The organism is Vibrio sp. YIC-376 (assembly GCF_052353105.1).
Lineage (GTDB): Bacteria > Pseudomonadota > Gammaproteobacteria > Enterobacterales > Vibrionaceae > Vibrio.
Genome location: NZ_JBBWFK010000009.1, coordinates 222,473 through 235,245, shown reverse-complemented (window position 1 = coordinate 235,245; position 12,773 = coordinate 222,473). Strand labels below are relative to the sequence as shown.

Here is a 12,773-nt window from a genome sequence, read left to right as displayed (position 1 = left end):
GGCTAGTCCTTTGATCTAATAGGAGTATCGAAATCTGGATACCTCGACATGCTTCAAGAACCTTCTCCACAACAATACGAACTTGAAATGGTGACGATGGAACAACTTGTTCCCAAAGACCACCTTGTGCGTAAAATTGACTCTGCTATCGATTTTGAATTCATTCGTGATGAAGTCGCCCACCTCTATTGCAAAGACAATGGCCGACCACCTGTAGACCCTGTCCGCCTATTCAAAATTATCCTACTGGGGTACATCTTCGGCGTAAAAAGCGAGCGTCAGCTTGTCAAAGAAATCGAAGTGAATGTCGCATATCGTTGGTTCCTCCGCATGTCCCTCACTGAAAAGGTCATCCATGCCTCGACACTCAGTCAAAACCGTATCCGTCGCTTCAATGGTACGGATGTCTTCGAACGTATCTTTATTAACATCGTTCAACAAGCGATGGCTAAAGGCTTAGTCGCTGGACAAGAGCTCTTTACTGACAGCACTCACCTCAAAGCGAACGCGAACAAAAACAAGCACACCAATAAACAAACGGCAGTCCGAGCGAGTGCATATTTAGATATGCTGGATGAAGACGTTGCACTAGACCGAGCAAAAGAGGGAAAGAAGCCACTTAAAGAACGAACTTCTGAGCAGAAAGCTAATAACACGAAGAGCAGTACGACTGACCCAGAAAGTGGCTTCATGACCCGAGACAATAAGCCGCAAGGGTTCTTCTATCTCGACCATCGCACGGTTGATGGTCAGCATGGCATCATCGTTGATACCCATGCGACCGCGGGGAATGTCAATGACTCCCAGCCTTATATCTGCCGTCTCGACCACACGCTTGAACAGTTTAACCTCAATCCTATCGCCGTTGGTCTTGATGCCGGTTACTTCACGGCCCCTGTTGCTGAATCCCTTGAGCGCCGAGGGATACTTGGCGTGTTCGGCTATCGCCGACCATCACGCACAAAGAATGCCTTCAAGAAGAAACACTTTATCTATAACAAAGAAAAAGACAGCTATCGTTGCCCCAACGGACAGGACCTTATCTACAAGACGACGTCACGCGGCGCTTACCGAGAGTATCACTCAGACCCTAAAGAATGTGCGTTCTGCCCAATGCGTGATGACTGTACTCAAAGTAAAAACATGAAGAAGGTCATCACGAGGCATATCTATACGGAGGCCATGGATAGAGCCAACCAGATGCGGCTCTCTGCTTATGGAAAGAAAACCTACAGGCGGAGAAGTGAAACGGTAGAAAGAAGCTTCGCCGATGCAAAACAACATCACGGTCATCGATACGCTCGCTTTCGAGGGTTAGCCAAGGTGCAGATGCAGTGCTGGTTGGCGGCGGCTGCTCAAAACATCAAGAAGATAGCGTTGGTGGTGAGCACTCTGCGTAAACTCGGCCTAAATCGAGGTGAAATAGCGCAAATCCTCACTTATATACGCCAATTTAAGAACACTAACGCTCTAGAGTTTATCTAACAAAAAATATCGCGATCGCGGCCTGCGGCCGCAAAAAAAACAGAACCCCACCTTAAAAGTGGGGTTCGTCATCAATCTGACCGCTATCCCAAGAGATAGCGGTTTTTTTTTGTTTTCAATTTGTCGCTTAGAGTTACGCAAAAGGGATTTCAGATGCCGTTTTTAGAACACTTTTATTCGACCGTAATACCTATTCTGGAGACTAACGAGGAAAGGGAATAATAGGGTTTAAAAATGAACGCAACGGACTTGCATGAAGATTCAATAGTGATTGATGGCCTGGTTATCGCGAAGTGGGATCGAGCACTGTTTGAAGACATGCGCAAAGGCGGCATCACTGCTGCAAACTGTACAGTTTCTGTTTGGGAAGGCTTTCAGAACACGGTAAACAATATCGTTGAAATGAATAACCTTCTTGAAGAAAACAATGATTTGGTTATTAAAGTTCGCACGACTGACGACATTCGCAAAGCGAAGCAGCAGGGTAAAACCGGCATCATGATGGGCTTTCAAAATGCCCATGCTTTTGAAGATCAGCTTGGCTATGTACAAGTGTTTAAAGACCTTGGCGTTGGCGTCGTTCAGATGTGTTACAACACACAGAACCTAGTTGGTACCGGTTGTTATGAACGCGATGGTGGTTTGTCTGGTTTCGGCCACGAGATTGTCGCGGAAATGAATAAAGTGGGCATCATGTGTGATCTATCACACGTGGGTGCTAAGACTTCCAAAGAAGTGATTCTGGCTTCTAAAAAACCGGTTTGTTACTCGCACTGTCTACCTAGTGGTTTAAAAGATCATCCACGTAACAAATCAGATGAAGACCTGAAATTTATCGCAGACCATGGCGGTTTCGTTGGCGTGACTATGTTCGCACCTTTTCTTAAAAACGGCATTCATTCAACGATTGAAGACTACGTTGAAGCGATCGCTTACATCTTCAACCTGGTGGGTGAAGACCAGATCGGTATCGGTACAGACTTCACACAAGGTCATGGTCAGCCGTTCTTCGAGTGGCTAACGCACGATAAAGGTTATGCACGCCGACTAACCAACTTCGGTGAAATCATTAACCCTGAAGGCATCCGCACTTTGGGTGAGTTCCCTAATTTGACAGACGCGTTGTTACGACATGGTTTTACTGAAACTCAAGTTCGCAAAATCATGGGTGAAAACTGGCTTCGCGTACTAGGCGAAGTATGGGGCGAATAACAGCGGTCCACCATAAAAATATAAATATATAACAAGTTAGTTAATTGTATAAAAGGAAGAATACGATATGAGTACACACGCACCTGAAATGCCAATCTTGGTTGATGACGAAACAGGGGTATGGACAACGGATGCCTTACCTATGTTGTACGTTCCACGTCACTTTTTTGTAAATAACCACATGGGAATTGAAGAAGAGATCGGCGCTGAGCGTTATGCAGACATTCTGTACAAAGCAGGCTACAAGTCCGCTTACTACTGGTGTGAAAAGGAAGCCGAAGAACACGGTCTTTCTGGCGACGCAGTTTTTGAACATTACATGAAACGTTTATCACAACGCGGTTGGGGTTTCTTTATCACTGAGCATCTTGATATTGCGAAAGGTGAAGCCCGTGTGCGCTTGGAAAATTCATGCTTCGTTTACCAGTACGGAAAAGTTAACCGTAAAGTTGATTACATGTTTACTGGCTGGTTCGCTGGTGCAATCGACCAAATCGCTGCGAGTCTTGGGCTATCAGTAAAAACCAAAGCAGTACAAACACAAAGTGGTGCAGAGGAAGGGTGCGATTACGGCGTTTTTGAAGTAACACCAATCGATTAAACACCAAGTTCTATCCATTCGTAAGTCAGTCAAGGAAGACCGCCTCACTTGTTAATAAGTGAGGCCGGTACAGGGGTAAATCATGTCTCAGTTCGATATTCTATTCCAACCATTAAAAATTAATAAAACGACCATTCGTAACCGTGTTGTTAGTACAGCGCACGCGGAAGTTTATGCTACAGACGGCGGTATGACGACCGATCGATACGTAAAATACTACGAAGAAAAGGCCAAAGGTGGCTGTGGTCTATGTATCTGTGGCGGTTCAAGTGTGGTTTCAATTGATAGCCCACAAAGCTGGTGGAGCTCAGTAAACCTTTCAACAGACCGCATCATTCCACATTTCCAAAATCTGGCTGATGCTGTGCATAAGCACGGCGGCAAGATCATGATTCAGATTACTCACATGGGACGTCGTTCTCGTTGGGACGGTGAGCATTGGCCAAACCTAATGTCGCCATCTGGCGTACGTGAGCCAGTACACCGCGCAACGTGTAAGACCATTGAGGAAGAAGAAATCTGGCGCATCATTGGCGACTTTGCTAAAGCTGCCGTTCGCGCTAAAGAAGGTGGCTTAGACGGTGTTGAACTGTCTGCGGTTCACCAGCACATGATTGACCAATTCTGGTCTCCTCGTGTTAACAAACGTACAGATAAGTGGGGCGGAACCTTTGAAAACCGCATGCGCTTTGGTATGGAAGTACTAAAAGCGGTACGTGAAGCCGTTGGGCCTGACTTTGTTGTCGGTATGCGTATTACTGGTGATGAGTTCCACCCAGATGGTTTGAACCATGACGATATGAAAGAAATCGCGGCTTACTACGATTCAACTAAGATGGTCGATTACTTCGGCGTTGTTGGTTCTGGCTGTGATACACACAACACTCTGGCAAACGTTATCCCTAACATGAGCTACCCGCCAGAGCCGTTCCTACACTTGGCTGCTGGTATCAAAGAAGTGGTTTCTGTACCAGTTATCCATGCTCAAAACATCAAAGATCCAAACCAAGCTAAACGTATTCTGGAAGCGGGTTATGTGGACTTTGTAGGTATGACTCGTGCTCATATCGCTGATCCTCATTTGATCACCAAAATTAAACTGGGTCAAACTGATCAAATTCGCCAATGTGTCGGCGCGAACTACTGTATCGACCGTCAGTACATGGGCTTAGATGTATTGTGTATCCAAAACGCGGCAACGTCTCGCGAGCACATGGGTATGCCTCATATCATTGAAAAAACAACCGGACCTGTACGTAAAGTTGTGGTTATTGGTGGTGGCCCTGGTGGTCTGGAAGCGGCACGCGTTGCTGCAGAACGTGGCCATAAGGTGACGCTGGTTGAAAAAGCGGGTGAACTTGGCGGACAACTTACTATCGCAGCGAAAGCACCTCAACGTGATCAGATGGCGGGCATTACTCGTTGGCTGGCGATGGAACTGGACCGTCTTGGTGTTGAAGTTATTCTGAACACTGCTGCTAACGCAGACATGATTCGTGAACTGAAACCTGATGTTTGTATTCTTGCTACTGGTGGTACTCCGTTCATTGAACAGAACCCAGACTGGGGTGCGGCAGAAGGACTGGTTGTGTCTTCTTGGGATATTCTTAACGGCACGGTTGAGCCAGGTAAGAACGTTCTTGTTTACGACACTATCTGTGAATTCTCTGGTATGTCGGCGGCAGACTACCTAACTTCTAAAGGCTCGCAAGTTGAACTTGTTACTGATGATATCAAACCAGGCGTTGGTATCGGTGGTACGACATTCCCAACTTACTACCGCAGTCTGTACGAGAAGGAAGTAATCATGACTTCCGATCTGGCACTACATAAGGTTTACCGTGAAGGTGACAACCTGATCGCTGTGCTGGAAAACGAATACACGGGTGCTAAAGAAGAGCGCGTTGTGGATCAGATCGTAGTAGAAAACGGCGTTCGTCCAAATGAAGCGCTTTACTATGAATTGAAAGAAGAGTCAGTTAACAAGGGTCAAATCGACGTAGAAACCTTGTTTGCATCTCAGGCACAACCTGTCTTGTCACAAGAAAATGACGGCATGATCCTGTGGCGTTTGGGTGATTGCGTATCTCAACGTAATACTCACGCAGCAATCTACGACGCACTTCGTCTATGTAAAGATCTGTAAGGGGGGCTTATGTTCCTAGAGTCACTACTTCCTATCTTACTTATAACAGCCGGGGCACTGGCTGTTATAGGGATGCTCCGCCGCATCATGATGTGGCGGAGAGGGCAAGCCGAAAGTGTTGCCTTCTTTTCTGGGTTAGCTGCTATGCCGCGCCGATACCTCGTGGACTTGCACCACGTGGTGGCGCGCGACAAAGTGATGTCTAACACTCACGTTGCGACGGCAGGTGGTTTTGTTCTGTCTGTTGTACTCATTTTCGCGGTTCATGTATTTAACCTAGAGCCGCAAATCCTGTCTTGGGTACTACTTGGTTCACTTGGTCTCATGTTTTGCGGCGCTTTGTTTGTTGCAAAACGTCGACTAAACCCACCATCTCGCCTGTCTAAAGGTCCTTGGATGAGACTACCGAAAAGCCTGATCATGTTTTCGGTGAGCTTTTTCCTTGTGACTCTACCTGCAACTCAGTTAGTTGGTGATGTGTTTAACGTGGTTGCTGCGGTTGTTCTCCTTGCTGCTATCGTATGGGGCGTCGGCGAGATGTTCCTCGGTATGGGCTGGGGCGGACCAATGAAACATGCGTTTGCAGGTGCTTTGCACTTAGCATTTCACCGTCGTCCTGAGCGCTTTGGTGGCGGTCGTTCGACCGGACTAAAAGCGCTGGATCTTAATGCACAAAAATTGGGTGTCGAAAACCCTAGCGATTTTAAATGGAATCAACTGTTAGGCTTTGACGCTTGTGTTCAATGTGGTCGTTGTGAAGCAGTGTGTCCGGCATTCGCAGCAGGGCAGCCACTGAACCCTAAGAAGCTAATCCAAGACATGGTTGTGGGTCTTGCTGGCGGTACTGATAAAAAATACGCTGGTAGTCCTTACCCAGGTAAAGAAACCGGATGTGCAAAAGGTGATCTGCACAAACCAATCGTTGGCGGTGTTTTAAACGCAGAAACACTGTGGTCATGTACGACCTGCCGAGCTTGTGTAGAAGAGTGTCCGATGATGATCGAGCACGTAGATGCGATTGTCGATATGCGCCGCTTCTTAACGCTTGAAAAAGGTGAAACACCTAATAAAGGTGCGGAAGTACTGGAAAATATCATTTTCACAGACAACCCGAATGGCCACAATCCTAACAAACGTTCTAACTGGGCTGCAGACCAAGATCTCAAGCTTATGTCAGAAGTGAAACGTGCTGATGTTCTGTTTTGGGTATCTGATGGTGCATTTGATATGCGTAGCCAACGCATTCTTAAGTCACTAGTGAAGATTCTTAAAGCGGCCAAGATCGACGTTGCCTTCTTGGGAGATGAAGAACTGGACTGCGGTGATGTTGCACGTCGACTAGGTGATGATGTCACTTACCAACGCCTTGCAAAACGTAACATTCAAACGTTGATGAAGTACGACTTTGATTGCATCGTCACAACCGATCCGCACGCATTCCATTGTTTGAAGAACGAATACCCGGACTTCTACCCAGAGAACGAAAAACCTACTTACCAGGTTTGGCACCATACCACTTTTATCAATCAGTTGGTTGAAAAGGGACTAATTGGTCTGAAGCCATTGTCAGTCGGCAAAGTAACGTATCACGATCCTTGTTACCTTGGCCGTTACAACGGTGAATATGAAGCACCGCGTTCCATCCTAAAACACTTAGGTGTTGAAATTGCTGAAATGGAGCGTTCAGGTTTCCGTTCACGTTGCTGTGGCGGTGGTGGAGCTGCACCAATTACCGATATCCCTGGCGAGCGCCGAATTGCAGACATGCGAATGGATGATATCCGTGAAACTGGTGCTGATTTAGTTGCGGTAGGTTGTCAGCAATGTACAGCGATGCTTGAGGGTGTTGTTGAACCAAGACCAGATGTGAAAGACATTGCAGAGCTAGTGGCTGACATGCTGGTTGAGATTAACGATGACAAGGTGGACGTATGGACACCAGAGTCTGAAACCGTCGGTGTGTAGGAGAAGATCATGGGAGAATTTATTTTACGCCGTGACCCTCGTGTCGAGTGGATTAGACGCAATCGGCTACACCCACTGCACGATAGCTTGACGGTACAGCCGGTCGAAGAAATTGGACCAAGCGGCTTAACTAGACGTTATCCACATCGTGTAGGCTTTATTGGACCAAACGGTATTAAGCGTATAGACCGCCTAAACAATAATGCTGCAACTGTGATGACGGGTGCTCGTAAAAATAGCCAAGCAACAATTGAACTACCATTACATAAAGTTGAATCGCCTGACTTTTACATTGTGGTTGTTCCGGATATGCCTGGCGGTCGTTTGAGCAGCCATGATAAAGATGTTCTAGGACAAGCACATCAGCTGGTTAAACAGTCTGATGGAGAAGGCGCGGTGATGGCTGTTGTCTTCGGAACACATAAAGAAGAGCAGTTTGATCTTGCTGGTGTAGACCGTTTACTCGCTATCCCAGATGAAGTGTTTGATTACTATAGTCCGGAGCAACGTGTTGAGGTTCTTGCGAGCATCGAATCGCAATATACACCGAAGCACTGGCTATTCCCGGACAGTATCCAAGGTGGCTTTGAGCTTGGTGCTCGTCTGTGTGCAGTTATTAACGAACGTCCTGCAACTCAAGCGTGGCAAGTCGACAGCGAACAAGCTGTATGCCGGGCATCAGGCGGTCGACATGACATCAAGCGTGTGACTCCGCGAGTGCTGCTAATGGCTCAAGAGTGTGCACTTCCGATTGATGAAACTCGACATGAAGCGTTGCCAGTGGCCTTTGAAGGTGAATTCAATATTGAGTCTCGAATTGAAGATCTTGGCTCTGTGGCGGTTGATCCTCAGGCAATACCACTCACCGAGGCAGAGTTCATTCTGTCTGCAGGCAACGGTATCCATGACTGGGATAAATTCCATGAAGCGGCCAATATACTGGGTGCAACTGAGGGTGCGAGCCGCGTAGCGGTTGATGACGGCTTCATGCCTCGACACCGTCAGGTTGGTGCGACAGGTAGCTGGGTTACCGCTCGAGTCTATGTAGCCGTTGGCATCTCGGGAGCGGTTCAGCATCTGCAAGGTATTGGCGCGTGTGAAAAAGTCATTGCAGTGAATACGGATGCGGGTTGTGACATGGTTAAACGTGCTGATTTGAGCGTGATTGCTGATAGCAACGAGTTTTTAAGAGAGTTGATTTCTCTTATTCAACACAATCAATCAAAGGAGCTAAAGGATGCCGCATAATCAAATCGACACACTACGTGTCAGTACTTTAGTTTCCATTGGTGCGCATCCTGATACCGGGCGTGCGCGCCGCTCAGCTACCGATGCTCGCGCAGTTGAATTGGCAATGAATTTGGATGATTGTGAAATCGAGGTTCTTCACGCCGGCAATCCGGAAGATCCTGCGCTAGGTTACTACAGCGGGATGGGGCTCTCTCAAATTCGCGTTCTGGCACAGGACGATCAAGACGATGCCATTAACACCTTGTCATCTTATTTTCGTCATAACATGCCAGACATCGTTCTGACGGGTATGCGCGCGGAAAATGGAGAATCTTCTGGCACGCTACCATTCTTTTTAGCTCAGGCGTTGGATTGCCCAATTGTTATGGGTATTGCTGAAATCTTGTCTGTAGAAAATGGGACCGCACGCGTATTGCAAGCCTTACCTAGAGGCCAACGCAGAGCGCTTAACGTTTCTCTTCCATTTGTTGCAAGCGTGGATTTTGCTGCACAAGAGCCGCGACAAAGTGCATTTGGCTGCGCTCGTCGGTGTGACATTGTCACGGAAGAGGTTGCAGGTAAACAACTGGATAAAGAACGACTCACTTGGGAAACCAGTATCGCGAAGCCGAAAGCTAAGCGTTTGAAAGTCGTCAAAGCAAAAAGTGCGGCCGACCGTTTTAAAGCGGCGACAGCAAAAGCAGAATCATCTGGCGGTAAAGTCCTTAAAGACCAGCCTGTCAGTGAAATGGCTCAGGCAGTGTTTGATTTGCTGCTTGAAGAAGGGGTTGTAAGTAAATAATTAGAAATTTCATTTGTTAGGGATTCAACTTATCGAACTAAATTGAGTTCGTCAGGCGAATATATTCACGTTTATGGGGCCGATCTTTAAAGGAAAATGGTCGGGTCCAGACGTGCATAACCCATGACTAAGAACGACTCAGAGAACGGAATTACTGAAGAGGGTTCAACATATGTTAATCATTAAAGAGGGATCGCATGAAAAGCATAGTAAGTAGTCGAAGAAAATATAAATCTGTTCATAGCGTTAAATATGAAACGGATTATTGTGCAGGGCAGGACAATGTCAAAATCTTTGGCATGGATATCCATAACCCCGTATTTGGTATCAGTGCTAGTTTAATTTTATTGTTCATCATATTAACCTTGCTGTTTCCTACAGCCTCCAAAGAAGCGCTAACATTTGCGCGAAGCTGGTCAATTAATAATTTTGATTGGTTCTTTATGGTAGGGTGTAACTTGTTTGTTGGCTTTTGCCTATTGTTATTAATTACGCCACTTGGCAGAATTCGCTTAGGTGGGGTAAACGCAACGCCGGACTTCTCAACAATATCCTGGTTTAGCATGCTGTTCGCAGCAGGTATGGGGATTGGTTTGATGTTCTGGAGTGTTGCGGAGCCTGTCGCTTATTACACTGACTGGTACGGAACACCACTAAACGTGGCACCAAATACCGAAGAAGCCAGAAGAATGGCGTTAAGTGCTACCGCTTACCACTGGGGTCTCCATCCTTGGGCTATTTATGCAGTAGTTGGTTTAGCGCTGGCATTCTTTGCTCATAATAAAGGCTTACCACTTACGATTCGTTCTGCATTCTTCCCTATTTTAGGTGAGCGTTGCTGGGGACCTATTGGTAACTTCATCGATATTCTTGCTGTTCTAGCAACAATTTTTGGCTTAGCAACATCATTAGGCTTTGGTGCACAACAAGCTGCTTCCGGCCTCAGCCATCTGTTTGGTGTCTCAAGTGGTATCTCAACTCAAATCGCATTCGTTGTTGTTGTAACTGGTATTGCAGTGATCTCTGTAGCACGAGGACTGGATGGCGGTGTGAAGATTTTGAGTAACATCAACATGCTAATTGCAGCAGGTTTAATAGCTCTTCTTGTCGTCATTGGTCCAACGCTATCTATTTTAAGCACTTTTGGTGATATCACTCTTGGTTACATCGATAACTTTGTTCCACTTTCTAACTGGATTGGGCGAGAAGACACCGATTGGTTCCATGGCTGGACAGTATTTTACTGGGCTTGGTGGGTATCATGGTCACCATTCGTAGGTATGTTTATCGCACGTGTTTCAAAAGGACGCACCGTTCGTGAATTCGTTACTGCGGTCTTACTCATTCCAACCTTGGTCACGATGGTGTGGTTAAGTGTGATGGGCGGAACCGCTTTGGAACAAGCTACTTCTGGAATTGGTGAACTAGCGAATGGTATCAGCGATGTTTCATTGGCTATGTTCCAGATGTTTGAAAATTTACAATTCTCTACACTTTTATCAGTAGTTGGCATTTTACTTGTGCTAGTCTTCTTCGTAACGTCTTCAGATTCGGGTTCACTCGTTATTGATAGCATTACGGCAGGCGGTAAAGAAGATGTGCCAGTTGGTCAACGCGTGTTTTGGGCGATAGTCGAAGGCCTGATTGCTATCGCGCTGTTGCTTGGCGGTGGTTCCGAAGCTCTGACTGCATTGCAAGCAGGTGCGATTACCACTGGTCTGCCTTTCACATTCGTATTGGTACTGATGTGTTGGAGTTTGTACAAAGGGTTGCTTTCAGAAAGCCATCTTTATCGTAAAGCTTAATTGCGATGCAGCTAACATTTTTGGCTGTGTGAAATAGGCTGTGTGAAATAGAAAGAGATCACAGCCAATTTTTATTGAATTGTTTATTGTAGATTTACCGGGGGGAAAGGACGCCCCCTTATTTGGTAGGAGTATGTAGTTATGATGCACGTAGATCTTGTAGATATGGATGACTTTATTACTGATCTCAGCGAGCTCGGCATAGAGTGTCCAAATTCTGATGTTGATAGCGTAAAAAGCAGCATTGATGATTGGTTACAATCGGTTGATAGTACTCAGCGCGATCAGTTCTCTAAGCTATTGTTCTGTGTTGAACAAAAAGGAATTTTGTTACCAGATATTGAAAGTGTTGTTCTCTGGGGAATTCAACAGCTGCCTCGTTGAAGACGCTTGATGGCGTTCACTCAGCTTACTTGATACTTGCTCAAAATATTTGAGTCAATGAGATGGTAATATATTGAAAGTAAATCGAAAGCTTTCTTAGACACACACCGATAATAGGTGTGTGTCTTTTTATTTGGCGTAATTCAATTTGCGCCAGTTGCTTAAAGTAGAACAATAAGCAACATCTGTCGTTAGTCGTGAATTTTTACACTCAGACAGCCACGGACAAAGTCAGGGTTAAAGTGCTTGACTGCTTCACCAACGTAGCCTAAATCCAGGCTATTTATTTTCTCCATCTCTTCATCAGAAAGAGTGAAACCCCAAATGTCGAAGTTTTCTTCAATGCGTGCTTGTTTGACGGATTTTGGAATCACCGTTACGCCACGTTGTAAGTTCCAGCGTAAAATCACTTGAGCGACGGTTTTACCGTGTTCTTCTGCAATGCCTTTTAGCATTTCGTCTTCAAAAGGTTTGTGACGACCACCGCCTAGTGGTGCCCACGCTTCTGGCTGAACGCCGTAGTACTTCATTGTTTCCAGTGCAGCTGACTGAGCATGATAGGGGTGCAACTCAATCTGGTTCACCATCGGCTTAATTTTCACCGTTTCACAGAAGTTAGCCAATACGTGGGCATAGAAGTTAGATACACCAATCGCTTTTAGTTTGCCTTCTTCGTATGCATCTTCCATTGCACGCCAAGCACTAAAATAGTCTCTCATTGCCTGATGTAGTAGATATAAATCGAAATACTCTAAACCAGATTTTTTAAGTGATGCCTCGATACCCGCTTTAGCCGTATCGTAGTTGGCCATGTCCTGGACCCACAATTTTGACGTGATGAATAGATCTTCGCGCGTACAAATCCCTTCTTCAATGGCTTCGCGTACGGCGTCACCTACGGCATCTTCGTTACCATAGACTGCTGCAGTATCAATAAGGCGATAGCCCGCACGGATAGCACTGAGTACTGACTGTTTGCATTCTTCTTTGTCGGTTACCTGGAAAACACCAAAGCCTGCCATCGGCATCTCTAAGTTGTTACTTAATGTTGTATATTCCATTGTAGAATATCTCCATTGCGCTGATTGGACGTAAGGCATTGAACTCTATAGGTGCTTAGTCCTTTAAAATCAATAGTGCTCA

10 protein-coding genes are annotated in these 12,773 nt (G+C 46.1%); 9 read left to right on the top strand and 1 reads right to left on the bottom strand.

The window, feature by feature from the left end; all coding sequences use genetic code 11:
* The first annotated feature begins 48 nt into the window (after positions 1–48).
* From WJM94_RS17850 to WJM94_RS17810, 9 genes are all read left to right on the top strand, one after another.
* Positions 49–1,485 carry an IS1182 family transposase gene (locus WJM94_RS17850; RefSeq protein WP_444493534.1) on the top strand — a complete coding sequence of 479 codons (1,437 nt, stop codon included), beginning with the start codon at positions 49–51 and terminating at the stop codon, positions 1,483–1,485.
* Positions 1,486–1,719: 234 nt separating this feature from the next.
* Positions 1,720–2,697, top strand: a complete 978-nt coding sequence (locus WJM94_RS17845) for a dipeptidase (protein WP_444495545.1) — start codon at positions 1,720–1,722, stop codon at positions 2,695–2,697.
* A gap of 67 nt (positions 2,698–2,764) precedes the next feature.
* The gene (locus tag WJM94_RS17840; protein WP_444495544.1) at positions 2,765–3,298 is read left to right on the top strand and encodes a DUF5943 domain-containing protein; all 534 of its coding nucleotides are present in this window, start codon (positions 2,765–2,767) and stop codon (positions 3,296–3,298) included.
* An 82-nt stretch (positions 3,299–3,380) separates the two neighbouring features.
* Positions 3,381–5,444 carry a dimethylglycine demethylation protein DgcA gene (gene dgcA, locus WJM94_RS17835; RefSeq protein WP_444495543.1) on the top strand — a complete coding sequence of 688 codons (2,064 nt, stop codon included), beginning with the start codon at positions 3,381–3,383 and terminating at the stop codon, positions 5,442–5,444.
* A gap of 9 nt (positions 5,445–5,453) precedes the next feature.
* Positions 5,454–7,409 carry a (Fe-S)-binding protein gene (locus WJM94_RS17830; protein ID WP_444495542.1) on the top strand — a complete coding sequence of 652 codons (1,956 nt, stop codon included), beginning with the start codon at positions 5,454–5,456 and terminating at the stop codon, positions 7,407–7,409.
* 9 nt (positions 7,410–7,418) lie between these two features.
* Complete coding sequence (etfA, locus tag WJM94_RS17825) at positions 7,419–8,657, top strand: electron transfer flavoprotein subunit alpha (protein WP_444495541.1); 1,239 nt, start codon at positions 7,419–7,421, stop codon at positions 8,655–8,657.
* The gene (etfB, locus tag WJM94_RS17820) at positions 8,647–9,441 is read left to right on the top strand and encodes an electron transfer flavoprotein subunit beta (protein ID WP_444495540.1); all 795 of its coding nucleotides are present in this window, start codon (positions 8,647–8,649) and stop codon (positions 9,439–9,441) included. The genes etfA and etfB overlap by 11 nt, the downstream gene beginning before the upstream one ends.
* Positions 9,442–9,638: 197 nt before the next feature.
* Positions 9,639–11,246 (top strand): BCCT family transporter, encoded by a 1,608-nt coding sequence (locus WJM94_RS17815; RefSeq protein WP_444495539.1) that lies wholly within the window; start codon positions 9,639–9,641, stop codon positions 11,244–11,246.
* Positions 11,247–11,387: 141 nt separating this feature from the next.
* A complete protein-coding gene (locus tag WJM94_RS17810) occupies positions 11,388–11,630 on the top strand; it encodes a hypothetical protein (RefSeq protein ID WP_444495538.1) in 243 nt (80 codons plus the stop codon).
* A gap of 191 nt (positions 11,631–11,821) precedes the next feature.
* Here WJM94_RS17810 and WJM94_RS17805 read toward each other — a convergent pair whose 3' ends face one another.
* Positions 11,822–12,691, bottom strand: coding sequence for an aldo/keto reductase (locus WJM94_RS17805; RefSeq protein ID WP_444495537.1), 870 nt, complete (start codon positions 12,689–12,691; stop codon positions 11,822–11,824).
* Positions 12,692–12,773: the final 82 nt, after the last annotated feature.

Coding starts and splice junctions, on each gene's coding strand:
- etfB (WP_444495540.1), top strand. CDS start 8,647: ATGCCGCATAATCAAATCGACACACTACGTGTCAGTACTTTAGTTTCC.
- dgcA (WP_444495543.1), top strand. CDS start 3,381: ATGTCTCAGTTCGATATTCTATTCCAACCATTAAAAATTAATAAAACG.
- WJM94_RS17840 (WP_444495544.1), top strand. CDS start 2,765: ATGAGTACACACGCACCTGAAATGCCAATCTTGGTTGATGACGAAACA.
- WJM94_RS17815 (WP_444495539.1), top strand. CDS start 9,639: ATGAAAAGCATAGTAAGTAGTCGAAGAAAATATAAATCTGTTCATAGC.
- WJM94_RS17830 (WP_444495542.1), top strand. CDS start 5,454: ATGTTCCTAGAGTCACTACTTCCTATCTTACTTATAACAGCCGGGGCA.
- WJM94_RS17805 (WP_444495537.1), bottom strand. CDS start 12,691: ATGGAATATACAACATTAAGTAACAACTTAGAGATGCCGATGGCAGGC.
- WJM94_RS17810 (WP_444495538.1), top strand. CDS start 11,388: ATGATGCACGTAGATCTTGTAGATATGGATGACTTTATTACTGATCTC.
- etfA (WP_444495541.1), top strand. CDS start 7,419: ATGGGAGAATTTATTTTACGCCGTGACCCTCGTGTCGAGTGGATTAGA.
- WJM94_RS17845 (WP_444495545.1), top strand. CDS start 1,720: ATGAACGCAACGGACTTGCATGAAGATTCAATAGTGATTGATGGCCTG.
- WJM94_RS17850 (WP_444493534.1), top strand. CDS start 49: ATGCTTCAAGAACCTTCTCCACAACAATACGAACTTGAAATGGTGACG.